Annotated in this window: 30 protein-coding genes; 6 read left to right on the top strand and 24 right to left on the bottom strand. The window is 35.8% G+C overall.

The window, feature by feature from the left end:
• The first annotated feature begins 106 nt into the window (after positions 1-106).
• Together BW951_RS03540 and BW951_RS03545 are read left to right on the top strand one after the other, a co-directional pair.
• Positions 107-1,042, top strand: coding sequence for a glycosyl transferase family 90 (locus tag BW951_RS03540; protein WP_076390573.1), 936 nt, complete (start codon positions 107-109; stop codon positions 1,040-1,042).
• Positions 1,043-1,058: 16 nt separating this feature from the next.
• Positions 1,059-1,403: a phosphomannose isomerase type II C-terminal cupin domain gene (locus BW951_RS03545; protein WP_076390574.1), complete on the top strand. Its 345-nt coding sequence runs from the start codon at positions 1,059-1,061 to the stop codon at positions 1,401-1,403.
• A gap of 36 nt (positions 1,404-1,439) precedes the next feature.
• Here the strand turns inward: BW951_RS03545 and BW951_RS03550 are convergent, their stop codons facing one another.
• The 9 genes from BW951_RS03550 to pdxA form a co-directional block, all read right to left on the bottom strand.
• The gene (locus tag BW951_RS03550; RefSeq protein WP_076390575.1) at positions 1,440-2,408 is read right to left on the bottom strand and encodes a glycosyltransferase family 2 protein; all 969 of its coding nucleotides are present in this window, start codon (positions 2,406-2,408) and stop codon (positions 1,440-1,442) included.
• Between the two features lie 11 nt (positions 2,409-2,419).
• Complete coding sequence (locus BW951_RS03555; protein WP_076390576.1) at positions 2,420-3,412, bottom strand: WaaS/CpsH family glycosyltransferase; 993 nt, start codon at positions 3,410-3,412, stop codon at positions 2,420-2,422.
• Positions 3,413-3,415: 3 nt separating this feature from the next.
• A complete protein-coding gene (locus BW951_RS03560; RefSeq protein WP_076390577.1) occupies positions 3,416-4,213 on the bottom strand; it encodes a DUF5672 family protein in 798 nt (265 codons plus the stop codon).
• Positions 4,214-4,220: 7 nt separating this feature from the next.
• Entirely contained in the window at positions 4,221-5,462 is a 1,242-nt protein-coding gene (gene rocD, locus BW951_RS03565) for an ornithine--oxo-acid transaminase (RefSeq protein WP_076390578.1), read from the bottom strand.
• 226 nt (positions 5,463-5,688) lie between these two features.
• On the bottom strand, positions 5,689-7,044 hold the full coding sequence (accC, locus tag BW951_RS03570) for an acetyl-CoA carboxylase biotin carboxylase subunit (RefSeq protein WP_076390579.1): 1,356 nt from the start codon (positions 7,042-7,044) through the stop codon (positions 5,689-5,691).
• Positions 7,045-7,136: 92 nt separating this feature from the next.
• Positions 7,137-7,622 (bottom strand): acetyl-CoA carboxylase biotin carboxyl carrier protein, encoded by a 486-nt coding sequence (gene accB, locus BW951_RS03575; protein WP_076390580.1) that lies wholly within the window; start codon positions 7,620-7,622, stop codon positions 7,137-7,139.
• A 127-nt stretch (positions 7,623-7,749) separates the two neighbouring features.
• The gene (gene rpmF, locus BW951_RS03580; RefSeq protein WP_076390581.1) at positions 7,750-7,953 is read right to left on the bottom strand and encodes a 50S ribosomal protein L32; all 204 of its coding nucleotides are present in this window, start codon (positions 7,951-7,953) and stop codon (positions 7,750-7,752) included.
• A gap of 59 nt (positions 7,954-8,012) precedes the next feature.
• Positions 8,013-8,543 (bottom strand): YceD family protein, encoded by a 531-nt coding sequence (locus BW951_RS03585; protein ID WP_076390582.1) that lies wholly within the window; start codon positions 8,541-8,543, stop codon positions 8,013-8,015.
• An 84-nt stretch (positions 8,544-8,627) separates the two neighbouring features.
• Positions 8,628-9,719, bottom strand: a complete 1,092-nt coding sequence (gene pdxA / locus BW951_RS03590; RefSeq protein ID WP_076390583.1) for a 4-hydroxythreonine-4-phosphate dehydrogenase PdxA — start codon at positions 9,717-9,719, stop codon at positions 8,628-8,630.
• 49 nt (positions 9,720-9,768) lie between these two features.
• Between pdxA and BW951_RS03595 the strand changes: the two genes are divergently transcribed.
• From BW951_RS03595 to BW951_RS03605, 3 genes are read left to right on the top strand one after another with little or no spacing between them, the layout of a single operon-like run.
• Positions 9,769-10,353, top strand: coding sequence for a riboflavin synthase (locus BW951_RS03595; protein ID WP_076390584.1), 585 nt, complete (start codon positions 9,769-9,771; stop codon positions 10,351-10,353).
• Between the two features lie 3 nt (positions 10,354-10,356).
• Positions 10,357-11,811 (top strand): sensor histidine kinase, encoded by a 1,455-nt coding sequence (locus BW951_RS03600; protein ID WP_076390585.1) that lies wholly within the window; start codon positions 10,357-10,359, stop codon positions 11,809-11,811.
• Positions 11,811-12,506, top strand: a complete 696-nt coding sequence (locus BW951_RS03605; RefSeq protein WP_076390586.1) for a tRNA1(Val) (adenine(37)-N6)-methyltransferase — start codon at positions 11,811-11,813, stop codon at positions 12,504-12,506. The genes BW951_RS03600 and BW951_RS03605 overlap by 1 nt, the downstream gene beginning before the upstream one ends.
• A 136-nt stretch (positions 12,507-12,642) precedes the next feature.
• Here BW951_RS03605 and BW951_RS03610 read toward each other — a convergent pair whose 3' ends face one another.
• Both BW951_RS03610 and rpmH read right to left on the bottom strand, forming a co-directional pair.
• On the bottom strand, positions 12,643-13,353 hold the full coding sequence (locus BW951_RS03610; RefSeq protein WP_076390587.1) for a cell division ATP-binding protein FtsE: 711 nt from the start codon (positions 13,351-13,353) through the stop codon (positions 12,643-12,645).
• Between the two features lie 153 nt (positions 13,354-13,506).
• On the bottom strand, positions 13,507-13,665 hold the full coding sequence (gene rpmH / locus BW951_RS03615; RefSeq protein ID WP_007843334.1) for a 50S ribosomal protein L34: 159 nt from the start codon (positions 13,663-13,665) through the stop codon (positions 13,507-13,509).
• A gap of 236 nt (positions 13,666-13,901) precedes the next feature.
• On the opposite strand from rpmH, the gene BW951_RS03620 reads away from it, so the two are divergent.
• Positions 13,902-14,909: a DHH family phosphoesterase gene (locus tag BW951_RS03620; RefSeq protein ID WP_076390588.1), complete on the top strand. Its 1,008-nt coding sequence runs from the start codon at positions 13,902-13,904 to the stop codon at positions 14,907-14,909.
• Positions 14,910-15,168: 259 nt separating this feature from the next.
• Here BW951_RS03620 and BW951_RS03625 read toward each other — a convergent pair whose 3' ends face one another.
• The 13 genes from BW951_RS03625 to BW951_RS22365 form a co-directional block, all read right to left on the bottom strand.
• Complete coding sequence (locus BW951_RS03625; protein ID WP_076390589.1) at positions 15,169-15,963, bottom strand: patatin-like phospholipase family protein; 795 nt, start codon at positions 15,961-15,963, stop codon at positions 15,169-15,171.
• Between the two features lies 1 nt (position 15,964).
• Positions 15,965-16,747, bottom strand: coding sequence for an alpha/beta fold hydrolase (locus tag BW951_RS03630; RefSeq protein WP_076390590.1), 783 nt, complete (start codon positions 16,745-16,747; stop codon positions 15,965-15,967).
• Positions 16,748-16,757: 10 nt separating this feature from the next.
• A complete protein-coding gene (locus tag BW951_RS03635) occupies positions 16,758-17,267 on the bottom strand; it encodes a hypothetical protein (RefSeq protein WP_076390591.1) in 510 nt (169 codons plus the stop codon).
• 64 nt (positions 17,268-17,331) lie between these two features.
• Positions 17,332-17,859 carry a biopolymer transporter ExbD gene (locus BW951_RS03640; protein WP_076390592.1) on the bottom strand — a complete coding sequence of 176 codons (528 nt, stop codon included), beginning with the start codon at positions 17,857-17,859 and terminating at the stop codon, positions 17,332-17,334.
• Between the two features lie 762 nt (positions 17,860-18,621).
• Positions 18,622-20,697, bottom strand: a complete 2,076-nt coding sequence (locus BW951_RS03645) for a protein-disulfide reductase DsbD family protein (RefSeq protein ID WP_084196353.1) — start codon at positions 20,695-20,697, stop codon at positions 18,622-18,624.
• 51 nt (positions 20,698-20,748) lie between these two features.
• Positions 20,749-21,801 carry an ATP-grasp domain-containing protein gene (locus BW951_RS03650; protein WP_076390593.1) on the bottom strand — a complete coding sequence of 351 codons (1,053 nt, stop codon included), beginning with the start codon at positions 21,799-21,801 and terminating at the stop codon, positions 20,749-20,751.
• A 250-nt stretch (positions 21,802-22,051) separates the two neighbouring features.
• Positions 22,052-22,486, bottom strand: coding sequence for an NRDE family protein (locus BW951_RS03655; protein WP_076390594.1), 435 nt, complete (start codon positions 22,484-22,486; stop codon positions 22,052-22,054).
• The gene (locus BW951_RS03660; protein WP_076390595.1) at positions 22,487-22,996 is read right to left on the bottom strand and encodes a hypothetical protein; all 510 of its coding nucleotides are present in this window, start codon (positions 22,994-22,996) and stop codon (positions 22,487-22,489) included. It lies immediately after the preceding gene.
• Positions 22,989-23,357 (bottom strand): DoxX family protein, encoded by a 369-nt coding sequence (locus tag BW951_RS03665; RefSeq protein ID WP_076390596.1) that lies wholly within the window; start codon positions 23,355-23,357, stop codon positions 22,989-22,991. Before BW951_RS03665 ends, BW951_RS03660 begins: the two co-directional genes overlap by 8 nt.
• 10 nt (positions 23,358-23,367) lie before the next feature.
• Positions 23,368-23,796, bottom strand: coding sequence for a DM13 domain-containing protein (locus tag BW951_RS03670; RefSeq protein WP_076390597.1), 429 nt, complete (start codon positions 23,794-23,796; stop codon positions 23,368-23,370).
• Positions 23,797-23,842: 46 nt separating this feature from the next.
• Positions 23,843-24,757 carry a hypothetical protein gene (locus tag BW951_RS03675; RefSeq protein ID WP_076390598.1) on the bottom strand — a complete coding sequence of 305 codons (915 nt, stop codon included), beginning with the start codon at positions 24,755-24,757 and terminating at the stop codon, positions 23,843-23,845.
• Positions 24,758-24,779: 22 nt separating this feature from the next.
• Positions 24,780-25,229 (bottom strand): YHS domain-containing (seleno)protein, encoded by a 450-nt coding sequence (locus BW951_RS03680; protein WP_076390599.1) that lies wholly within the window; start codon positions 25,227-25,229, stop codon positions 24,780-24,782.
• A gap of 168 nt (positions 25,230-25,397) precedes the next feature.
• On the bottom strand, positions 25,398-26,360 hold the full coding sequence (locus tag BW951_RS22365; protein WP_084196354.1) for a redoxin domain-containing protein: 963 nt from the start codon (positions 26,358-26,360) through the stop codon (positions 25,398-25,400).
• Between the last annotated feature and the right edge of the window lie 16 nt (positions 26,361-26,376).

Below are 26,376 nucleotides of genomic sequence, written 5' to 3' on the forward strand. Positions count from 1 at the left end.
CTATTTGAACGATTTAATTTTCTAAGTGTAAAAATCAATTAAAATAATATTCTTTTCGAAAAATAACAGATATAATGCTGTATTTTTGTGGAGTTTTAAATTCACCATGGCACAAGTTAAAAAACAAAATAAGTTATCCTTTTATATTCAGGGATTTGCACGAGGATTATTTCCTGTAAAATCTTTTGAAAAAAAAATTGATGATCTCTATAAAACCGTTTCCAAAGAACAGCTTACAACAGTTGAAAGAAGAGTAGATTACTACAACAAAATTTCATCGGAAACCCAAGTAAATCATTCAGGAACTACAATCGCAGATCTTTTGAAGCCTAAAACTCCGAAAGCCTACTATTTTGATACTTATGAGTATGCAAGATATTTTCCAAAGGATTTAAAAATAGATTTTGCATTTGGTGATGTCAATACCATCCTTGATTTTCCCAAAATAACGAAAAGCCGTCCTATTCACGGAAATAATGAAAACAATATTTTACTGAATCTGGACAAAGCAAGACATTTCGTCTCTGTAAAGGACAGTCTGAATTTTTCTGAAAAGAAAAATATTATGATCGGCAGAGCGGCAGTTCATCAGGAACACCGAAAAAGATTTTATGAAAAATATTTTAACAATCCGCTTTGTGATCTCGGACAGGTTAATAAAAACGGAAATCAGGAGTGGATAAAACCTAAGATTTCTATCGGGGAGCATTTAAAAAGTAAATTTATTTTAAGCCTTGAAGGAAATGATGTTGCCACGAATTTAAAATGGATCATGTCTTCTAATTCTATTGCCGTTTCGCCGCCTTTAAAGATGGAAACATGGTATATGGAAGGAACTTTAAAACCAGATGTACATTTTATCGGGATTGATGAGAATTATGAAAATCTTGAGGAAAAGCTTCAGTATTACATCGATCATGAAAATGAAGCTCTGGAAATAATCAGAAATGCCAAAGAATACAGAGCGCAGTTTAATGATAAAAATGTTGAAAATTTAATATCACTTTTGGTATTGAAAAAATATTTTGACTACATTCGCTAAAAATTATTAGACAGATATGCTAGAAATCGGAGAAAGACCTTGGGGAAAATATTATGTTTTAGCGGATGAACCACATTATAAGCTGAAAAGAATAGAAGTAAATCCGGGGCAGAAATTATCTTACCAGTATCATCATAAAAGACAGGAACAGTGGACGATTATTGAAGGTAATGCGACCATCGTTCTGGATGATAAGGAGATCAGTTTATCTTACGGTGAAAGTATTTTTATACCTCTTGGTGCGAAACACAGAATAATGAATCTTTCGGATAAGCCGGTCGTTTTTATTGAAGTACAGACCGGAACGTATTTCGGAGAGGACGATATTGTGAGACTCGAGGATGAATATGACAGGAATTAAGAATAAAAGGTTACAGATTGCTGTAGCCTTTTTTTATTACTTTTCCAGTTGTCTTTTGTTTTTGATTTTGTCGACAATATTTAAAATGAAAAAACGAACAGGATATTTCTTTTTCATTTCCTCTTTATATTTGTAGTAAAGGCTTTTGAAAAGATCCAGATTTTTACTGAAAATATCATGATGAACCTGAGATTCTTCCAAAATATGTTTATGTTTCTGATACGAGTTGGCAATTCTTTTTAACAGATGTTTATAATTTGAAAAGGTCTGTACATTAAAATCCAGGCTGAAAAATCGTAATAACGTATTTTTTTTCCTTTCGTTATTATCAAAAAATACACCTCCTACCTGTTGACTTTGATGCTGTCTGTAGTAAAACATTTTATCATCAATGAAATCAAATCTATTTTCAGAAGCTGCTATTAATGCAATCCATTCATCATGGTGAAACTCCGGAACAAGAGGAAAAGGAATTGTTTTTTTTACAAAATCTTTTTTAATTGCCATTGTTGCACCGGTTGCGATATTTCCCGAAAAACTTATAATCTCAAAAAAGTCAATCTTAATATTTTTTGCCTTCATGAAACCTATAACATCCCAAATGGTGATTACGTCCAAAAGCTTTCCATCATCATCAATCCCAAAACCATTAGAAGCAATGACTTCTGTTTCAGGATGATTTTCAAAATAATTTAGATATTTTTCGACTTTATTCTCAACCCAGATATCGTCCTGATCGCTAAGAAATATAATTTCGTGGGTACACAACGAAATTGCCTTTTCGAAGTTTTTTACACTTCTTAAATTTTTTTCGTTGATATGAATTTGAAATAGTTCGGGATATTTTTCTTTGTAAGAATTTAGTATTTCTACTGTAGCATCAGTCGATCTGTCATCGCATACGATTATTTCATCAACAGGATGAGTCTGATTCAGGATTGAATCAATTTGTTTTTGTAAAAATTTTTCGCCGTTATAAGTGCATAATGCTACAGAAGTTTTCAAATAAATCTTTTTTAATTACTATTCAGAATATGCTTTATCCACTCAGTGAAAGAATATTTTTCTCTGATTTCATTGGGAAGTTCCACGAAATCCTGTTTTAAAAAATGTTCTGCCTCATGAATGTTCTCATTCGAGAATACAAAGATATTATTAGGATTATAAAAATCATAATTTTTCACCAAAGGATTGTTGGTAATCAGTTTTTTCTGATATCCGACCGCTTCAAAAACCCTGAAGGAGACTCCGTTGTGCATTGAATTCTGAAAATCTAATATCACGTTGGATTGTTGCGTATTAAGGATACTGTCTTTAAAATCCATCCCTGATTTTGTGAAATGGACAGGAAAGTCACTATACTTTTTATAATACTTTGATTTGCTGCATATGATATTAATGCTGCTTTTAAGACCAATCTTTTTAAAAATTAAAGATAGCTGCAGTAATTCATTAATACGGTCTTTCATAAAAGTTCCTACAAAAAAGATATCCTGTTTAATTTCTTTTTTCGGATGCAGGTAATCGAAGTAAAAATTATTAATAGGTTGTACATTAGGATACTTTTTTACATCGTTACTGTCAAAAACAAAAAAACGATTAAAATAAGGAATCATATTTTCAGCCAACGGAAATCGCTTCATTCCATCCCATTGATAACCAACGGTATGATTGCTTTTAGATTTGATTTTTTGAAGCACATTTTCACTGAAAAGATCAGGTCTTACTACCAAAGCATAATCTGCAGATTCAATTCCGTTAAGAAAAGTAATTTGTGGACTTTCTTTTTCCAGTGCGGTGATTATGGCTTTATGAGTTTTATTCTTACTAAACGTTTTTTTATAAAGATGAATAAGAGAATCTTTGGTTTTAAGTTTGATCTTGGAATTATCATGCTTCACCAGATAGACTGTAAAGCCCAAAAACTCAAGATTTTCTTTAAAAACCTGAGGAAGTCCGAAATGATCCGGAACTGCTAATATGATGCTTTTATCTTTGAAGTTATTCATGCTTTATATAGAATATCCTGCTTTAGAAAAGTAGGGTTTCCAAAATTCTCTCTCTTTATTCCATCTATGGCAGCCAAAAGGAAGCCTGCCATTATTGATCTCCAGTGCTTTCTGCTGCTTGTTTTCAATAGAAAATCCACACGCTTCTTTATAGTCTGGTTTAGAAAAATTAATTCCATTTCTTTCCGGCTCTATGCTGAAAAATACATCTTCAGCATAAAATTCACTTATATTTTCTTTCTTCAGATAAACATCTTTAACATCTGAAAGATTTTTTAATACTTCGATAAATTTTTCGCGCTTTCTTAAAGATAAACCTCCGTTTCCGACTGCATTATAAAGTAAAGATTTGTCTTTCTGCGATTTTCCGTTGCCTTTGAAGTTGATTAAAGCTTTTAATTTTGCCAAACCTCGGTCTGAAATCAGTTTGACCAAAGATATCTTCTCAGAACTTCTGATCCAGGGAGCGCCAATATAATCAAAATCTTTATTACACCAATCCAGAAGCTCGTCTTTAAACACGAAACAGTCGGTCTGATAAATCAGTAAATATTTTTCCGAAAAGCTGTTGTAGAAATCTACACTCAGCATAAGACGGTTGTAGCCGTGGATATTTTTAAAGTAAACATCATCAAAAGCCAAAAAACTGGATGTGAACTTTTCATAGTTGCTCACATCCAAACTTTCGGGATGAATAAACGTAATTTTGTGATTTTTTAAAATATGGAATGCCTGATTTATCGAAATCAGATCATCTGCATCAGGTGTTTTTTTGTATATCGGAATAATAATTTCTACCAAAACAGGTCTATTCTAAAATAGTTTTCTCAATAATTTTCACGCAATCCAGCAATTGCTCTTCTGTAATCACCAAAGGCGGAGCCAATCGGATGATATTTCCGTGGGTAGGTTTTGCAAGCAGTCCGTTTTCTTTTAACTTCAGACAAAGATTCCATGCGGTGGAACTTTCAGGAGTGTCGTTAATTAAAATAGCATTCAGCAAACCTTTTCCTCTAACCTTTGTGATAAGGTCTGTTTTTTCAATAATTTTTTCAACTTCGGAACGGAATAATTTTCCCAGTTCTTCCGCTCTTTCAGAAAGTTTTTCTTCTTCTACAACATCTAAAGCTGCAACAGCTACTGCACACGCAATCGGATTTCCTCCGAACGTAGAGCCATGTTGTCCCGGTTTAATCACATTCATGATCTCATTATCCGCCAAAACTGCTGAAACGGGGTACATTCCTCCGGAAAGGGCTTTTCCTAAAATTAAAATATCAGGTTGTACATCTTCGTGATGACATGCGATTAATTTTCCTGTTCTTGCAATTCCTGTCTGAACTTCATCGGCAATAAAAAGAACATTATGCTTTTTACACAATTCAGAAGCATTTTTTAAAAATCCGTCATTCGGAACATATACTCCGGCTTCACCCTGAATAGGCTCAACCAGAAATGCCGCAATATTTTCTGCTTCTCTGTTTAAAACTTCTTCTAAAGCTTCAAGATCGTTGTAAGGAATTTTAATAAATCCGGGCGTAAACGGACCGTAATTCTGGTTCGCATCAGGATCATTGGAGAACGAAACAATTGTTGTGGTTCTTCCGTGGAAATTATTTTCACAAACTACGATTTTTGCAGCATTTTCAGAAATTCCTTTTACTTCGTAGCTCCATTTTCTTGCTAATTTTACCGCCGTTTCCACTGCTTCAGCACCGGAATTCATCGGTAAAACTTTATCAAAACCAAATAGGGTAGTGATCTTTTTTTCGTATTCCCCCAATTTCGAATTGTAAAAAGCTCTTGAAGTTAAAGCCAGTTTCTGAGCCTGCTCAATTAATGCTCCTACAATTTTCGGATGAGAATGACCTTGGTTCACAGCAGAATAGGCTGAAAGAAAATCGTAGTATTTCTTTCCTTCCACATCCCAGACAAAAACACCTTCTCCTTTATCTAAAACAACCGGAAGAGGGTGGTAGTTGTGGGCTCCGTGTCGGTCTTCAAGATCAATGAAATATTGTGAGTCTTTTACTGTTTCTACTGTTGACATAAATTTAGGTTTTGTACAAATTTAAACATTATAATTGATATGAATAAACAGAAATCTTCTACTGAAAAATTTCGTGGGAAAAGTACAATTTAATGATAGAACAGAATGTTTTAGAAATTATTATTCCAATCACTTATCAATTACAGTTTAAATATCTTTTTGTTTTGATTTTAATAAAAAACCGCCCCAAAAATGAGGCGGTTAAAATATTTTTAAATAATCAATCTTAGTGATTATCATATTTTCTGTCCATTACAAAATCCTCCATAAATTTTGTAGTATAGTTTCCTGAAAGGTAATCCTCATTATCCATCAGTTGTCTGTGGAAAGGAATTGTTGTTTTTACACCCTCAATGTAGAACTCCTCCAGTGCTCTTCTCATTTTTGCAATAGCTTCTTCACGCGTCTGAGCCGTTGTGATTAGTTTTGCAATCATAGAATCGTAGTTAGAAGGAATTGTATATCCTGAATAAACGTGCGTATCCACTCTTACTCCATGTCCTCCGGGAATATTTAATCCTGTGATTTTCCCCGGAGAAGGTCTGAAATCCATGTAAGGATCTTCCGCATTAATTCTGCACTCAATTGAATGCAATTTCGGATAATAATTAATTCCCGAAATCGGAGTTCCTGCAGCCAGAAGAATCTGTTCTCTGATCAGGTCATAATCGATAACCTGCTCAGTAATAGGGTGCTCTACCTGAATTCTTGTATTCATTTCCATGAAATAGAAATTTCTGTGCTTGTCTACAAGGAATTCGATAGTTCCCACCCCTTCATATCCAATAAATTCTGCAGCTTTTACAGCCGCTTCTCCCATTTTTTCACGAAGTTCGTCCGTCATGAAAGGAGAAGGAGTTTCTTCCGTAAGTTTCTGATTTCTTCTCTGAACCGAACAGTCTCTTTCAGAAAGGTGACAGGCTTTACCAAACTGGTCTCCCGCAACCTGAATTTCGATATGTCTTGGCTCTTCGATCAGTTTTTCCATGTACATTCCTCCGTTTCCGAATGCCGCTACAGCTTCCTGAATTGCAGATTCCCAGTGGTCTTTAAGGTCTTCGGCTTTCCAAACGGCTCTCATCCCTTTTCCGCCACCTCCTGCAGTTGCTTTGATCATCACCGGATAACCAATTTCCTCAGCAGTTGTTGCAGCGATTTCATAAGACTCGATCAAACCGTCTGAACCCGGTACGCAAGGTACACCTGCCGCTTTCATGGTTGCCTTAGCGTTAGCTTTGTCTCCCATTTTTTCAATTTGCTCAGGAGTCGCACCGATGAATTTAATACCGTTTTTTTGACAGATTCTGGAGAAGTTAGCGTTTTCAGATAAGAAACCGTAACCCGGGTGAATAGCGTCTGCATTGGTAATTTCCGCAGCAGCAATAATATTAGGAATTTTTAGATAGGAATCTTTGCTCATTGCCGGACCGATACAAACCGCTTCATCAGCAAATCTTACGTGAAGACTGTCTTTATCTGCAGTAGAATATACCGCAACGGTCTTAATTCCCATTTCTTTACAAGTACGTAAAATACGCATTGCAATTTCGCCACGATTGGCTATTAATATTTTTTTGAACATCTCTCCGAAATTTTAAATTATAAATTTTGAATTTTAAATTATTTTAAATGAAAAGCTTCATCTAAAATTTATAATCTTTAATCTAAAATTCCTTAAGATGGATCTACTAAGAATAAAGGTTGATCGTATTCTACAGGAGTTGCATCGTCTACTAAAATTTTAACGATTTTTCCGCTCACCTCAGATTCGATCTGGTTGAATAACTTCATTGCCTCGATAACGCAAACTACTTTTCCGTTAGAAACCTCATCACCAACATTTACGAACACGTCTTTGTCTGGAGATGGCTTTCTGTAGAAAGTTCCGATCATTGGAGACTTAATGGTCACGTATTTGCTGTCGTCAGAAGTAGCTTCTGTACTTGCAGCAGGTGCAGCAGCCGGAGTTGCAGCCGGTGCAGGAGCAGCAGCTACCTGTTGTGGAGCAGTGTGGTAAACCGCAGGTTGAGCGTAAGCAACTTCACTTCCAGCCAATGGAGTTTTAATAGTGATTTCGAAATCTTTAGTTTTGTACTTTACTTCAGAAACTTCTGCCTTAGATACAAACTTAATAAGATTTTGTATGTCTTTAATGTCCATAAAATTGATATTTGATTTTGTTCCAAAGATACCAAAAAAACATAAAAAACAACAAAAAACCGCCAAATTTTATCAAAATTGGGCGGTTTTTGTATTAAAATGAGTGTTTTTCGAGGAAAATCGACTCTTAGTTTTCTTCAGTAGATGCTACTTCTTTTTCCAATACTACTTTACCTCTGTAGTAAAGTTTTCCTTCATGCCAGTGAGCTCTGTGGTATAGGTGAAGCTCTCCTGTTGTTGCATCTTTAGCTAATTGAGGAACTACAGCTTTGTAGTGAGTTCTTCTCTTATCTCTTCTTGTAGACGACTGTCTTCTCTTTGGATGTGCCATTTTGTAATAACTTTTTTAATTGATGAGCGATGAGATTCATCATCTCATCATTAAACTATTTAATTTTTATTCTTCAAATTTTTTAGTGCGTCCCATCTCGGGTCGCTTTCATGTTCTTCCTCCTCTTCTTCCTGAATTTCTTTCGGGCTGAACTTTTCCAGAATGGCAAGATCATCATCACTTACATTCGGGGAAATCTTTTTCATCGGAATGGAAAGTGCTACGTTTTCGTAAATCAGCTGAGCGATATTAAACGCATGATCTGAAGTCGGGATCGTGATTACATCTTCTTCGCTGTCATCATACTCTTCCCCGAATTTTACCAAAACTTTGATCTGGTTTTCAATAGGATGATCGAAATTTTCATTCGAAATATCACAAACCAGTTCTACCGTTCCGTTTACTTTGATCTCAAATTCTAAAAAGGTAGAATGCTTATCTAATAAGACATCCACCGCAATTTTAGGATTTGTAAATTCCTGTTCAGTGTCAAATAATTGAAAGAACTCTTTATCTATCTCAAACCTGAACTCGTGCTTGCCGGTTTTTAACCCGGAAAAGCTTACGTCATAGTTTCTTAACTTGTCCATAAAATGAGTGTGCAAAAATATGCAATTTTTTTATAATAACAAATAAAATTTCTAACAAATTAATTTAAAATCTTTATTAAAGATTTATCCTTCAGTTTCATCCGGCAGATCTTCGTCTATTCCGTTATCTACTGCCATTTTTCTTGGCTGCAGACGATTGCTCATCAGATCATTGTATTCCGTTCTGTTCCTGAAAATTTTAATGGCAGTGAAAATTGCTTCTGTAAAACTCTGTGGATCGGCAACATTTTTTCCGGCAATGTCATAAGCCGTTCCGTGATCGGGAGATGTTCTGATGAATGGAAGTCCTGCCGTATAATTTACGCCTTCTTCATACGCCAGAGTTTTGAAAGGAGCCAGTCCCTGATCGTGATACATGGCTAAAACAGCATCGAAGCTCTTGTATTTTCCGGGCTGGAAAAAACTGTCTGCCGGAAAAGGCCCGAAAGCCAGAACTCCATTATCGGAAAGTTCTTTGATTGCCGGAGCAATAACTTCAATTTCTTCTTTTCCGATTACTCCGCCGTCTCCTGCGTGAGGATTTAAGCCCAGAACTGCGATTTTAGGTCGGGTAATATTAAAATCTTCAATTAAAGTCTGATTTAAAACCCGGATCTGTTTTTTAATTTTTTCCTTGGAAATATTCTCCGCAACCTGTGCAATTGGAATATGATGCGTTGAAACTGCTACCTTCAGATCTTCTGTCACTAAGAACATCAATCCTTTTTTATTGAATTTCTCTTCAAAATATCCTGTGTGACCAGCGTGTTTAAAGCCCATTTTCACCATTTCATCTTTGTTGATCGGTGCCGTAACCAAAACATCGATTTCCCCTTTCAGTAAAGCTTCGGTAGCCGCTTCCAGAGAATCGATCGCCATTTTGGTGGATTCTTCAGTAGGCGTTCCCAGTTCTACCATCGAATTTTCCTTCACCAGATTCACCATGTTCAGTTTTGCTGCCTGAGCCTGCGAAGCTTCGGTGATGTAGTTAAAATTTAAATTTAACTTAAAAATATTTTTCTGATAGGTAAATAATTTTCCCGAACCAAAAATTACAGGTGTGAAAAAATCCGTAATGGTTTTGTCTGCAAGAGATTTCATGATGATTTCGGGACCGATGCCGTTGAAATCTCCAATTGAAATTCCTACTCGTACTTTATGGTTTTTTGGGCTCATTTTGATTATCTTTGAACATTATAATTTTACAAATTTAGCAAAAAATAATATGTTCACAGGAATTATTGAAGCAGTTGGAGTAATTGAGAAGATCGAAGAAAACGGAAGCAATATAGATTTTACCTTAACATGCCCGTTTACCAATGAATTAAAAATTGATCAAAGCCTTGCGCATAACGGATGTTGTCTTACGGTTGTGAAAATCGAAGGAGACCGTTATGTGGTAACCGCCATCAATGAAACTTTAGAAAAAACAAATCTTGGAAAATGGCAGGAGGGAACCGTGGTGAATCTTGAGCGTTGCATGAAAATGGATGGGAGGCTCGACGGACATATTGTTCAGGGGCATGTTGATAAAACAGGTGAAGTGGTAAATATCGAAAATAAAGAGGGAAGTTATTTTATTACCATGAAATATGAAGATAACGGAAATTTTGTAACCGTTCCACAGGGTTCAATTACGGTGAATGGGATCAGTTTAACGGTGGCAAAAAGCGAGGATACGCAGTTTTCTGTAGCGATCATTCCGTATACATGGGAATTCACAAATATGAAATATTTAAAAATTGGAGATAAAGTTAATCTGGAATTTGATATAATTGGTAAGTATATTGCTAGGTTAATTAAAAAATAGCGGATGTCAATTAATATGTATAAAGGATATAGCTTAAGGAACCGTGTGTTCTTCGGTTTCTTATTGGTTTGCCTTTTAAGTGTTGTCGCTTCTTCGCTGGTTCCATACTTTGTTTTGAAAGAAAATTACGAAAAACAGAGTGAGATTGATATGCAGAATAAGACAGGTGCCGTAATGGGCTATCTGGATTATGCACTCAGTAGGACGCAGGTAAAAACTGATGATCTGAAAAAAGTTTTGGAAAATAAAATTTTTGAAATTGCGGACATCAATCATCATGATATTTACATATATGATCTTAAAGGAAACTATCTTTTGTCTAACAGGGAAAATAATCTTGTTGAACAAAAAAGTGTACCTATTAATATCATAAACAAGATTTTAGCAACCAAAGCAAGGGTTGATATCAAAGGGTATGATTCCGCCAAGGATGCAGTTCTTACGTCCTCATATTTATTGTTGAGAAATAATGATTTAGAACCTATAGGGATCGTATACATTCCGCTTTATCATGATGAAGCTGCGTATTTTGATGTCTTAAATGTTTATGTAAAGTATATTGTTCTTGTAGATGTTTTATTGATTTTATTCAGTGTGTGGTTTAGTTGGGTGATGTCCAATAACCTGGCAAAAAATATTACGAAATTCTCGGATATGATTACGCGCATTACATTGTTTGAAAATGAAATGCGCCCGATCCGTTACTATAAAAATGACGAACTGAATGCTTTGGCAAGAGCGTATAACAGAATGATTCTCCAGATTCAGGATCAGAAGGAAAGGCTTCGTTTTAAAGCTTCGGAAGAAGCGTGGAGAGAAATGGCAAAACAGGTTGCGCATGAGGTGAAAAATCCTTTAACACCAATGAAACTGACCATTCAGAATTTTGAAAGAAAATTTGATCCCGAAGATCCTAATATCAGAGAAAGAGTAAAGCAGATGAGCAAAACCATGGTCGATCAGATCGATTTGATTGCTACCGTAGCTTCTGCATTCTCGGAATTTGCCAAACTTCCTGAAAAAAACAATGAAATCATCAATCTGAATACAGAGGTGGAAGATATTCTCCGTGTTTTTAATGATGACAGTATTTTCATGCATTCCAATAAAAGCAATATCATGATCAATATGGACAGGATTTATCTGTCCAGAATCATTACCAACCTTGTGACGAATGCAAGACAGGCGGAAAGCGATGAAAGAAAATTAATCATCAATGTAGATCTGGAACAGCATCAGAGACGTGTGATGATTTCCATACAGGACAATGGAATCGGAATTCCGGAAAATATTTATGAAAGGATTTTTGAACCTAATTTCACCTCTAAGAACAGCGGTATGGGACTTGGTCTTTCCATGGTAAGAAAAATGGTGGAAGATTACAAAGGAGAAATCACCGTTAAATCTGAAGTCGGAAAAGGATCAACATTTACCATCATGTTACCCACAAATTTATAGTGAAGCCTTTTACATTCAGACAATTTGAAATTCAGCAGTCTAAAAACGTCTTTCGCGTAGGAACGGACGGTGTTTTGCTGGGTGCTTTAGCTTGTGTTGATAACGCTTCTAAAGTATTGGAAGTCGGAACAGGAACCGGATTAATTTCGATGATGTTGGCGCAAAGAAATCAGGAGACACGATTTTTGGGAATAGACATCAATGAAGAAGCAGCACATCTCACCAAACTTAATTTTGAAAATTCACCTTTCGCTTTACGATTAAAGAATATTCAGCAGGACTTTAAATATTTCCAATCCGAAGAAAAATTTGATCTGATCGTTTCCAATCCGCCATATTTTGAAGCTTCCGGCTCTGAAAAAGATAAAATCGCAAGGCAGACCGTGGAATTAAATTTTAGGCAGTTAATTTCAAAATCATCTTCTTTACTAACGGAAAAAGGAATATTTTCAGTCATTATCCCTGTTGAAGCCGGAAACGATTTTATTCAGATTGCGAATGAAAATCAGTTGTTTTTAGTTAAAAAAATCAATATTAAAGGCATTGAAAACTCAAAAACAAAAAGATTGATTCTTGAATTTTCCATAAGCGAAAGATTTTATGAAGAACTCGAATTTACCATAGAAAAAAGTCCGAGACAATACTCGGACCAATATCTTGAACTCACTAAAGAGTTTCATGTTTTTAGAAAATAAAACCTATTTTTAACCATTGAGCTGGTTGTTAATAAGTTAAGGATGTTAAATAATCTTTATTTTGAAATCAATAATTTAAATTTAATCGATTTCTTAAAGAAACTTAACTTCTTAAATTGTTTTTAATGGTTAAATTTTATTCAAATAATTCTGCTGTATCAAGCACAGAAACTTTTCCGTCTTCACATCTTATGGCTTCACCCGGAAAATTCTGGATCATATGATAATCGTGTGTTGCCATGACTACGGCAGCTCCGTTTTCAAGCGCAACCTGCTTTAGTAAAGTCATGATTTCATTGGAAGTTTCAGGATCAAGGTTTCCTGTAGGCTCATCCGCAAGAATAAGATCCGGATGATTGAGAAGCGCTCTCGCGATAGCAACACGCTGTTGTTCTCCTCCTGAAAGTTCATGCGGCATTTTGTGCTTCTTACTTTTCATGTTTACGCTGCCAAGAACTTCGTTAATGCGGTCTTCCATTTTTGTCTTATCGCTCCATCCTGTTGCTTCCAGTACGAATTTCAGGTTTTTTTCAACCGTTCTGTCAGAAAGCAATTGGAAATCCTGAAAAACAATTCCTAATTTTCTTCTCAGGTTCGGAACATCGGAAGCTCTCAGTTTGGCAAGGTCGAAACCTACCACTGCGCCGTGTCCGGAAGCCAAAGGAATATGCCCGTACAAAGTTTTCAGCAGGGAACTTTTTCCGGAACCTGTTTTCCCGATAAGATAGCAGAATCTTCCTTTTTTGATGTTCAGATTCACATCAGAAAGAACCGTGAAGTTTTTTTGGGCAATCTTCGCGTGCTGTAAGCTGATGATATTGTCTCCGGCGATATTTGTATGTGGCATAATTCAGTTTTAAAGTACTTTTTCTTAAAATTTTTTCAGATTTTAAAAATAGGAAAAAGAAGAATAAACAACCTAAATTTTGGGAAAATTTAACAACAAAAAATGCCTGAAAAACTACTTTTCAAGCATGATTTGTATATGATAATAAAAAGATTATCTCTTAGCGCGTGAAGCACTTACAGTTAAACTCTTTCTGCCTTTAGCTCTTCTCGCAGCCAAAACTCTTCTTCCATTTGGCGTAGACATTCTTTCTCTGAAACCGTGTTTGTTTCTTCTTTTTCTTTCTGATGGCTGGAATGTTCTTTTACTCATTACTATATGTTTAAATCGTAATTATCTATTAATTTTCAGGTTGCAAAGATATGGAATTTTTTAAAAGTTGCAAACTTTACAAATCTTTTTTTAAAAAAATTACACTGTTTTTTCATGCATTCTTTGTAAATGCCGATGGGATGCGTACTTTCCCGATATTCAAAAATAATGCACAATGATTTGTTTAAAAGCTCTATCTTTGGAAACTCAAATTTAAAGAAAAAATAAACATCATGATGTTTACACCAGCAGAACTTTTAGAAATCAACAAGTTACTTACTCCGGAACATAAAATTGTAATTCTTACCCATTATAATCCGGATGGCGATGCTATTGGTTCCAGCCTTGGTTTAAAACATTATCTGAAAACAAAAGGAATTCATGCAGAGGTAATTGTTCCCAACGATTTTCCTAAATTTCTAAAATGGATGCCGGAAGCGAAAAAGGTTCTGATTGCAGACTACAAAAGAAAAGTAGCTTCTGATCTTATTTATGAAGCAGATGTTATTTTCTGTCTGGATTTCAATGCGCCTTCCAGAATAGGGATTTTGGGAGACTGGCTTACGAATTCCAGAGCGAAAAAGATTCTTATCGACCATCATCAGCAGCCTGAAAAATTTGACTTTGTTTATTCCAATACCGTAATTCCTGCGACCTGTCAGATGGTTTATCATTTCATAGAAGCGATGAATGATGAAAATCTGGTGAATAACGATATTGCAGAATGTCTTTATACCGGAATTATGACGGATACAGGAGGTTTCAGATTCCGTTCTACAAGTGCAACCACGCACAGAATTATTGCCAATCTCATCGAACACGGAGCAGATCCTGCAATGATTACTTCCAATACATGGGATACCAATACCGTTTCCCGTCTTCATTTATTAGCCCTGATTTTAGGAAGAATAGAAGTGGTAAAAGACGGAAAAGTGGCTGTTCTTTATTTAACAAGGGAAGAACTAAAAGAATATGGCTTCCAGAAAGGCGATACGGAAGGTTTCGTTAATTACGGACTGAGTATTTTAGGCGTAAAAATGGCAGCATTCTTCATGGAAGATCTGTATGAAGATTTTATTAAAATTTCTTTCAGAAGTAAGGATGATATGGATGTGAATCAATTTTCAAGAAAATATTTCAATGGAGGAGGTCACATTAATGCAGCCGGAGGAAAATCTTACGAATCTTTGCAGGGAACCATTGAAACATTCAAAGTGAAAATAGAAGGAGAGGAGAGTTTGTAAGTTGAGGCTAAGATTGAGGTTCAGTTTAAGATTGAGTTTAAGATTTAGATTCATGCTGAGAAAGCTGCGTATTTGTCTTTTATAACAAAATGTGTAGTGAAGAATCTGAATTTTATTGATTTTAAATCCTGAAAAATAATCAACACAGAATTTAAATTTCTTTTAAAGAGATGGCTTCTTCGCTCCGCTCTTCGGAATGATACGCTTCATACTCTAAAACTCTCAACACCAAAACACTAATACCCTAAAGCCCTTAACTCTAACTCCTCGAATATCCCTTTTCCTCAAGCTCTTTACAGGTGTATTCATAAACTTCCTGAAACATAATATCTAAGAATTTTTTGTTGAAAAGACTGAATTTCGTCATCTTCGGAGGATCCAGAAAAATATCACAGGTCTTGGCTTTGGAATACACAGATTTTGCGATGGCCAAATGTAAAATCCGGTCAAATTCCTTCATTAAGCTCATTTTTTCCAGACTGTCGTAGCTGATGGAATTGACGTGGGAAGCAATCAGGAAATCGCATTTGTCTACAATTGGTTCAATCGGTAGATTGTCTAAAACACCGCCGTCTACATAAATTTTTTCGCCAATTTTTACCGGAGGCAAAACAAAAGGAACGCTCGAAGAAGCCAATAACGGGATGAAAAGTTCACCTTCCGAGAAAAAATCTACAATTCCGTGCGTCATTTCAGTGGCGGCAACATACAAAGGAATTTTTAAAATGTTAAAATCATCTTCCGGAAAATGATCGGTGAAGAGTTTCAGAATGAATTTCGAGCTGAAAATTCCGTTCTTGGAGAGTTTAAGATAAGACCTCGAAAAAAAAGTAGTCTGCTTTACGATTTCCATCATTTCATCCGGAGATTTCCCGAAAGAATAAAAAGCTCCTACAATTGATCCTGCACTGGTACCTGAAATAATATCCGGTTTCAGATGATACTCTTCCAAAGCTTTCAGAACCGCAATATGAGCAATTCCGCGCATTCCTCCGCCTGAAAGAGTCAGACCGATGACGGGTTTCTTTTTTTTGAAAGAGAAAAAATCCAGCATATTAAAAGACCAAATGTTTCGGCATATTGTGAAGAAGCTCTGTATTGATGATCTCTGCGCAGATTTTTGGCTTTTCCCAATGTCCGTTGTGTCCGCAATCGAGAATGTAGGATTTGATGTTGGTGCGGTCGGGAAGATGCTTAATCATGGTTTCGGTTTTCACCGCGTTGTCATGCTTTCCGGCAAGAACCAAAATTTTTGCCTCAAGATTTTCCATGATATGCTTTTTGTCCGTTCGTTCCACCATTCCTTTTACAGATGCCAAAGCTCCGAGATTATTGGTAGAAAGGGCAACTTCCAGTGCGGTTTCTATTTTTCCTTCCAGAATGTCTTTTTCATTGGGATTGAACAGATTCGGAACTCCCGCTCTCGCGTAATGCGCGAAAGCATCTTTGATGATGCGGTAACTTTTGATGCGCTGTTCTTTTTTTTCAGCATCATCCGGAAAATACGTGGAGAAAAATAAAGTTAAACTTTTCAGGTATTCAGGATATTTTTCTGCGAAAGCCAAAGAAACGTACCCTCCCATCGAATGTCCGAGTAAGTGAATTTTGGTTATATTTTCATGATCCAAAACTTTTTTTACCTCTTCCGCCACCAGTTCCATCGTCTGAACTTCCGCAATGATTTCAGATTGTCCATGACCGGGAAGATCAATTTTTAACAATGAAAAATTGTCGGAAAGATGAGGCTCCATATCGCTCCAGATAGAAAGATTTTCCATGAAGCCGTGAAGCAGAACCAAAGTTTCTTTTCCGTTTCCTTTTCTCTCGAAGTTTAACATATTTCAGTAATTAAAAGTGGATGTCAATATATTCAACAAATCCTGAACCATTTACCATATCCTGAAGTCGATACGTTTTTCCGCCGTCTTTAGATAGGAAGGTTTTTGTTCCTTTTCTGGTATAAGGTTTTCCGTTGTCGTTTGCCGAAATACTTTCTGTAATTTCTCCTGTAAAATTCATGTGTTTGTCTGAAACAACTGCCATAAATCCTTTTATTTCAACGGTGTTTTTTCCGGAGCTGATATTTCCTGAAACGGCGTAATGGTCTCTTTCGCCATCAATTTTTTTGAAATTTACAGAACCCGAATTTTTAATTGAACTGTGAGTGAATTTATGAGATCCGCTGAAATCTTTAAAATGATTTTTAGATTTTATGCTGTCGTTGATTTTTGTTCTCGCAGCATTAATAGAATCGATGATTTTTGTACTGTCGGTCTTATCGGAAGTAGAAGTTGCTTCTTTTTTGGAGCATGAAACAATAAAAGCTGCTAAAATAACTGCGGTTAAAAAGTTTTTCATTAAAGAATAAATTATACTCAAAAGTAAATAAAAAAAAGAGCATTTTAAAAATGCCCTTCTTATTTTATTTGATTAATTCTTCGTAAACTTTCTTTTCCCAAGGTTTAATGTCGGTAACTCCGTATCTTTCTTTCTTCGAAATGGCAATATTATCCAGGACATCTACAAAGTTTTTATAGTTTGCGTCATCTGTAGGTTCAACGATAATGCTGAAATTTTCCTTATTGGGAGCGTTATTGTAGGCTTCCGAAATGATTTTAGTGATATTAATTCCACTGAAATTTGTCTCTTTCAAATTACTTGTATTTAATCCTTCTTTAAAGCTTTGATGATAAAATACTCTGTTATCTTTTCCTAAAATAAAGGTAACCTGATTTAAAGGTTTTATTACGGGTATGTGCGTTGGGTCTGGATGTGGATCCTTCGCAGGCAATCCTAAATCCATCACATTGGGTTTAGTGAAATTCGTGGTAAACATAAAAAAGGTGATGAGTAAAAATCCCAAGTCTACCATTGGAGTCATGTCAACTCGGATCAGTTTTTTTCTTTGTTTGCTTCCTCCCTGCTTCTCTTGTGCAATAACTGCAGCCATAATTAATAGTTTTTAAAATGTTAAACAATTTTCAATAAAGGGTATTGTATCTCTATTTTTATTTCTGAATCAATACAAAGTTTATACCTAAATTTTAAAAATGGTATTAATTTAACATTTTAATTGCTGTTTGAATTTAAATGTGTTTAAAATCAATACATTAAAAAAGCCCTATCAACAGAAAACGCTGATAAGGAGTTTTTATAATAAATATTTGATTTATGACTACCTGATTTTTAATCATTGTGAGTTTCATTTAAACGCAATGTTCGGAAAGTTTTTGAATGACGTGAAAATACTTTTCCGTTCGCAAGGGCGTTTCACTCAGCGATGGCTTTGTGCTATGAAGTGCCTTTGCGAACCAAAAATAAAAACATAGTTGTATTAAATCTTGTCGTCGTTGCGTTTAATAATTATCTATATCAATCTTATTTTTTTGAAATCTTGTATGTTTGTGATAAATTTTTGATTACCAGATTTTTTAATAAGAGCAACTTTCATTTAAACGCAATGCTCGGAAAGTTTTTGAATAACGTGAAAATACTTTTCCGTTCGCAAGGGCGTTTCACTCAGCGATGGCTTTATGCTATCATTCGCTGAACGAAGTGCCTTTGCGAACCAAAAATAAAAAAGCATAGTTATATTAAATCTTGTGATCGTTGCGTTTAAATGAAATTCACCAAATTAGATTATTTTAAAACAAAGTATTAAAAAAGCCTCACCAGAAAAACTGATAAGGCTGATTTATGAGAATTGAATATATTATTTATTCTGTTTGTAGTAATTTACACCACATTCGAGGAATTTTTTGAATTTTTCTTTCTCCATATATCCTGAAACCGGGGTGTTGATTACTTTTCCGTCCGGCGTTAATAAAACGTAATGCGGCTGGGAATTATTATTGAAATTCACCTGCTGGAAAAGGCTCCATCGGTCACCGATGGTTTTTACTTTTTTCACCTGTCCGTCACCAAGATCGACTTTTGTTTTCTGATCTTCAGGAAGTTCTTCTTTATCATCCACATAAAGAGAAGCCAGAACCACGTCGTTTTGAAGAATCGGTAAAATATCCGGTTCGCTCCACACAAATTCTTCCATTTTCCTACAGTTTTCACATCCGTAACCCGTGAAATCAATTAAGATCGGTTTGCCTTCCTTTTTCGCTAATTCAATAGCGGTAAAGAAATCGTGTTCAGGATGCATTCCCAGAATTCCGTCTTTTTCATCATGGAAATAGCTAACATTTAACGGAGGTAAAATTCCGCTTAATAATTGCAGTTTTGGTCTGTCAGAAGGAATTAATCCCTGAACCAGATACACCACAAAACCAATTCCTAAAACCCCTAAAATTTTTCTGGTAACAGAAATTTTAGGTTTCTTGTCGTCATGCGGGAATTTGATTAATCCAAATAAATAAATGGCTAAACCAATCGCTACAACGATCCAGATTCCGATGAAAAGTTCTCTTTTAATGAAGAACGTTTTAGAAACAAGATCTGCTTTGGATAAGAATTTTAAAGCAAGAGCCAGTTCCACGAAACCTAAAACAACTTTCACCGTATTCATCCAACCTCCGGATTTCGGAAGACTTTGCAATGCCTGCGGAAATAAAGCCAGCAAACCGAAAACAATTGCCCAAGCCAATCCGAATCCTGCCAAAGCAAAAGTTAGCAGCATCGGAACATTAGCAGAACCCGTAATCGCGCTTCCCAATAAACTTCCCAAAATAGGACCTGTACAGGAGAAAGAAACGATAACTAAAGTCAAAGCCATAAAGAAAATCCCGATAATTCCTCCCGCTTCTTCCGCTTTTGAAGATTTATTGGCAATAGAACTTGGCAAAGTAATATCGTAATAGCCGAAGAAACTTCCCGCGAAAAAAATGAATATGATGAAGAACGCAATATTCAGCCATACATTGGTTGAAATTTCGTTGAAAATATTTCCTGCAATTCCATCAATTAAATGGAAAGGAACACTTAATAAAACAAAGATCAAAAGAATGAAAAATCCGTAGATTAAAGCATCTCTTTTTCCTTTTGCCGGATTTTTATTTCCTTTGGTGAAGAACGAAACCGTTAAAGGAATCATCGGGAAAACGCAGGGCGTTAATAAGGCAATTAAACCTCCGATAAATCCTAACAAAAGATATGTCCAGTAGTTTTCGCTTATTTTTGATGCTCCTGTTCCGCAATCCGTTAATGGTTTCTGGAAATTAATGGATTCTATTTTTAAATTTTTAGGATCAAGTTTTTGGGTTTCTGCAGTTGGAACAGCGGTTTGAACAACATTACCCAAAGTATCCACAACAGGCTGCAAAGAATCTTTTGCCGTTGTTTTTTCATCGGTTTTTACTTCTTCAGCCGCACCTTTTGGCGTAACTTGTTTATTGAATTCCAACGTATTGGGAGCAAGACAGACTCTGTCGTCACAGGTCTGATAAGTAATTTCAGCAACAACATCTCCCGGTTTTGTTCCGTCTTTCAGCTTAAATTTCTGCTTGAAACCTGCCGTATTGGAGTAGAAAATAATTTTTCCGCCGAAAGCCTCAGAAAATTCTTCATGCTTTTTACCCACTTCGGTAAATTTCCCGATCAGTTCTATGTTTTTCCCTGAAACTTTATAGTCGGTAGGAATTCCCGTATCTTCCGGAATGTCTTTGGAGTAAATATGCCAACCGCTTTCCATGGTGGCATTCAGGACGGCTTCATATTGATTGTCGCCTAGTTCGTTGATGGTAAATTTAAATTTTACAGGATTTTTGATTTGTCCCGAAACTGCAAGGGTAATAAAAAAGAAAAGCAGCAACGGGATTTTATAAATCGAAGAGAATTTCATATTGTAATTTTATGTAAATACTTTACTACAAAAGTAACTGTTTTTTGCAGATTAATCAACCGAAGAAATCTTCCTCAGCCTTTTTTCTATGGCAAGATTGTTTTTCAGCGCAGAAAATCCCTCTTTGATATCCAGATAAGGAAATCCGGTTTCGTGGTTTTTTCTGCTGATTTCTGCCATGATGTTCCAGTGTTTTGCAATTTCTTTCCATGCAAAAAATAAGGAGTGTTTCGGATCGTACATATGCGTTGGTTCGCTTTTAGTACCGTTTATTTCGATGATTTTTAAATTCTTTCCCTCTTTTAGAAGTTCCAAATTTTCAAACATGACATCCAGTCTTCCGAAATAAAAGCCATTCACTTTGGTACAGATTTCATCTATTTTTTGTTCTAATTTTTCGGTAACTTCACTTGAAATATCAATAAATTTCGCGCCTCTCGTATGGCTTCCGAACGGGATCAGAATTATTTCTTCGTTTTCAGGAACTGTTTTCTGCATTTCGCTTCCCATTTTCTGTTCTATGGCTTTGATCTGGAACGCACTTCTGGGATTTTCCATCACCAGTTCTCTCAACGTTTTTCTGCCATTTCCTTTTACGGAAAGAAATTCTTTCTTCACCATTCCTGTGATCTTTCCTTTTTTTTCGTCCGGAAAACGGTGGTAAAAAATCCCGACTTCATGCTGATAATTTATTTTTTCCTGAATTAAAAAATCACAGTCATTATTTTTTTGATAATCTTCCAGTTCGTTTACATTTTCAACCTGAACAACGCCCAAACCTTTCAATCCGATATTGGGTTTTACAATAACGGGGAAGTTGATGGTTTGTGATTTTAATTCAGATAAAATGTCCTGAAATGAAACTTCCGGGGATGCAAAAACCGTTTTCGGGATCCAGTTTTCGGGAATCAGATCGTAGATTTCTTTTTTGCTTTCCATTGCCATTCCTCCGTATTTTATAGAAGGATTCGCACCGTGGAAGAACAAAAGCGTTCTTGCTTTATATGCACAGTACAGCCAAACCGGAAAAAGCGGCAGGTAAATGGAAAAAGTAGACCAGTATTCCCAATGTGCAATTTTATGAAGGCGATGTTTGAGTTTCATTTTTGAGGGAAATTTTTTCGGGTTTTGAATCTGGGTTCAGTCGGTCATAATGTTTCAGTGTCATTTCATCGGAAATAACGAGCTGTGTCGTACTGATGGTTTGTATCGTATTTTGTCTTTTGATGGTAATTCCGTTTTCCAGATCATCGGTTTTCTGATGGTGGAAATCTAAAATATCTTTTTCGGAAATCGGCTTGGTTTGCAGAAATTCTTTGAAAATTTCCCTTCTTTTTTCCTGTGCTTTTGCATCCTACAAAGTTGCGGAAGACCAGATGTACGGAAGATGAGCGTCTAATCTTTTAAAATGTTTTTCAGTTCCGTCCCAGCGAAATTCCGCCAATTGTTTTTCCTGAAAAATCACCAGCGTAAAAGGTTCAATGTTTTCCAAATCAATTAATTTTATTGACTTGAAAATATCTTCTTCCGCTATCAGATCCAAAACAATCAGTCCACGGCTTTTTCGGTAATTTGTTTTTACCGGATGATTTTCAAAAGCACCGTTTAATAAAATGAGGGCATTTCCATTTTCTGAAACCGCAAACCACGTTCCGTTTTTGGTAGCATCTTTCGGATAAAAGATACCTTTTTCACGATGAATTTCCTGTGCAGAACGATTCGGTTTCTCATCCCGGTTGGAAGTCAGAACAATTTTATTTTTAAGCGGAAAATACGTTACAGTACACATTTAGTTTAGGTTTTGGGTTTCTCTGTATTGAATTGTTGAAGGGGCAATTCCGAAATTTTTGTTGAGTAAATGACTCATTTTAATTTCGTTAAAAGCTACTTTTATCAACGCCTGATGATGGATGCAATGCTCAATATTGTACAAAAGTTCCCGAAAGAAATTGGTCGGAATTTCCAAAGAAATAGTTCCCACGGTTTGATGCATTGTCAAATTTTTGTTGGGCAAATTAATGCTGAAAAGTATTTCGGAAATAATTTCTATCGCTTTTTCAGGATTCTGTTCCAGTTCCGGATTTCTCTGTCTTTCGTCATAATTAATCTGATTCGTATGGTAAGAGTTCCGTAAAATTTCCAGAAACTCAATAATATGTCTTGTGTGACCGCCAATGGTAGAACCGTCCAGAGAAGGAATACTCTGAGTGTACATTTTTGCCGAAACTTTTCTCAGTAAATTCTGTTGTTCGGTAAGGATCTCGTGTAAGATCGCATAAACCGATTGGTCTTTATTCATACTTTCCTTTTTTAAATTTAATTAAAAGAATCACACAGAAAACAAAAACGGTAAGCGCAAGGTAAAATAATTTTCCGCCATCGTTATTGGTATCGATTCCCAGAATGAAAATGTGTGAGGCAATTGCTCCAATCATCGTTACAAGTCCCAGAACTGCTCCCCAAAAAGTGGTTTTAGGGTTTAGAATTAAAACTGCCGTAATGAGTTCCAAAACTCCTGAAAAAATCCTTCCGAAAGGTTCTGCGTGGAGTCGGGAAAAAATAGCAACCGAATCCGGATGTGCTGTGAATTTGAAAAATAAAGTCTGCAGTAAAATAATGGCGGGAATTAATCGTAATGCCCAATCGATATAGTTTTTCATATTTGTAATGTTATTTTTTTTCCAATAAAGCGTAAGAAAACAGATGATTGTATTGTTGGCAATGAACAACTGCGTATTTGTACTCATCGAAGTTTACTGAACCCGTAAAAGTATAGGTTTGTCCGCCGTTCACAGATTTCAGCTTACCTAAAGAAACAAATTGCGATGGCTGCTGTTCTTTGCTTACATACACGTAAAGATCCGGACCGTTGCTGATGGTGAAGTTTTCATTTAAAACCAATGTGAAGACTCCGTTTTTTTCATAGATTTCTGCTTTTCCGTTAACGTTATTTCCGTAAGGTCCCTGCATAAAATCTCCGGAATATTTTAAGACCGAATTTTCAGGAGCCATTTCCATTAAATCTTCTGTTGCAGTGCTTTCTCTGACGCAGGAAACCAAGAGAAAGGACGCGAAAATAAAGGTGATCATTGTTTTCATAATTTCTGATGTTTTTATTTGATTGTAAATTTTCTGATTAAGGAATTTAAAATTTCACTCTGTATTCAACATTGGCAATGAAGCTTCTCGTCAGTCCATCGGGTCTGGATGTTCTCACGACAAAAGGAACACCTACATTAAGCTGAAGTCCATTTCTCCGGTTGATTTCGTAATCCAGATAGACATTTCCGTTCAGTGTAAGCCCTTTCGAATTGTTAATTTCCAGTTCTACATTGTTTTGGTTGGTAAAACGGTCGTTCTTCAGGTGATAAATAGGCAAAATACTTGGCGTAAGTCTTATTTTCGGATGAATCATTAAAGGATAAGAAACCCTCAGCAAAACATCGCCGCTTCTCTGGAATTTATTGGTGGATAAAAATCCTCTCAGTGCTGAACTTGCGGGATACTGTGATGCCAGAAACTGATTGTCATTCTGCGTTAAAGGCTGTTGTAGAGCGGCAACCAACTGAATTTTTTTGATTTCGTAACCCACTCCCACAATTAAATCCAACGTTCCTAAGCTGGACTGATAATCCATTGGCAAGGGGATATTATTCTTAGATTTCCCTGCATCTGACAAAGGGATTTTCGCACCTAATGTAAATTTCAGTTTTTCGTTAGCTTTATAATTGGCATTCAGAAACAAATCAGAAAGTCCAAAAGTAGAAACATCGTTTCCGTTTTGTGCTAATGTGGTGATTTTGGCATCAATGCTGAATTGTTCATCGATCTGTCTGTTGTATTCTACGTAATTTCCAAAAACAGAAATCGAATTATCTGCTTTGCCAAAGAAAATTCCGGTTTTAATCTGATTATGGTAAGTTTTGATGCTGTCGTTGCTATTCGGCTGAAAACTGTTAACCGTACAGAATCCGGCGTCACTGCATCCCTGTGCAACTAAATGATTGCTTTGCAAAAGCAGTAAAAATGCTGTTATCAGGAAAATTTTAAATGTTTTCATAATTTTAATTTTTTTGTGAGGATTAATTGGTCAGTTTTTTCCAGTTTTGGTCAGCACTTTTTTTCAGTTTTGCCTCGTTCTTGTTCCATGAAGTCAGGGTATTGTTGAAAAATTTATTGTAGAACAGGTGTGTTTTTCCGTCAATGATTTTAAAAGTGGTGGGATTGATTTCCACTTTTTCGCCATAATCTCCCATTGCAAAAGCGCACCAACCGCCGTAAACAGGTTCGTATTTTGCGGGATCTTTTTTCAGGAGTTCTTTATTTTTTTCCGAAGAAGTATAATAAATGGCTCCGTTTACATTGACCGCAAATTCTTTTTTCCCTTTTACCGCTTTTTTCTGTTCGATGTAAGAAACGGGATCATAACCCTGAATTGCCAGTTTGTTTTCTAAATTTCTATGTTCTGCTTTTTGGGGAAATGCCAAAAAAGGAAGCAGAAATACGAGAATGAGGGTGAATGTATTTTTCATAATTTTTTAATTAAAGTTGTTTAGATAAAATGTTTTAACCGCAAAAGAATCAAAAGTTTGCATCGGATTTTAGATTTTCAAAAGTTTTCAAAATATGCGTTTTTGCTTTCTTTTATGTTTCTTTTTATTAGTCATTTCTTTTGCCACTTTTGCGGTGAAAATTTTTAATTAAAGCTGTTTTACAATATCCTCCAGTGAAGCTCTTTCTTTGTAATCGGGATTGAAATGTCTCCAGATGATTTTTTGATTTTCATCTAAAATATAGGTCGCAGAAACGGGCAGTCTTCCGGAATCATCGGAACGACTTTTCTTAAAATCGTCTCCCAATCGGTTTTCGTAGAAGTCAAGCGTTTTTTTCTCGGGTGTGTACAGAACATCAAAAAGTTCTGCTATTCTGTAGTTTTCATCATACAAAACGGAATACACGGTTTTGGTTTTGCTGATGGTTTTTGCGATAAACTCAGGTTTTTCAGGAGAAATAATGACCAATCTTGTGTTTTTTGACTGTAATTCGGGAGCAAGATTTTGTAGGCTTTCAACATATTTATTACAATACGGACACCATTGTCCACGAATGAAAACCACCACGGTTTTCTTTTTTTCCTGAGACAGAGAAAATGTTTTTTCAAACTGATCTTTTGCTGTAAAGTTGGGAATCGTTTCACCCACCATTTTGCCCTTCACTTCGCTGATTGTCGGTGTTTTTTTGTCTGAATTTCTTTTCTCTGTAACCGATTGTCCGATATTTAAAAATTGTGCAGCGTTGTAATATCCATATTCGTACTGCACCAGTTCGCCGTTCTGGTCTAAGAAAAGAAAGGAAGGATAATTAACGATTTTAAATTTTTTGGCAAGTTCTGTTCCTTCTTTTTCGGCATTAATATAAAGGCTGATGAAATTTTTATTGAAAAATTCTCCCAGTTCAGGATTCGGGAACGTATTCTTTTTCATCAGCTTGCACGGACCGCACCAAGTGGTGTACAGATCGATGAAGATGAGTTTGTTTTCCTGTTGTGCCAATTTTTTGGCTTCTTCTAAATTTTTAGTCTGAAATTGAATTCCGGTTTTGCTTTGTGCATTGAACGAAATGGCAACTAAGAAAAAGAACGTATAAATTATTTTGGTGAACATAAGATAAAGTATTTAC

The organism is Chryseobacterium gambrini (genome assembly GCF_900156825.1).
Lineage (GTDB): Bacteria > Bacteroidota > Bacteroidia > Flavobacteriales > Weeksellaceae > Chryseobacterium > Chryseobacterium gambrini.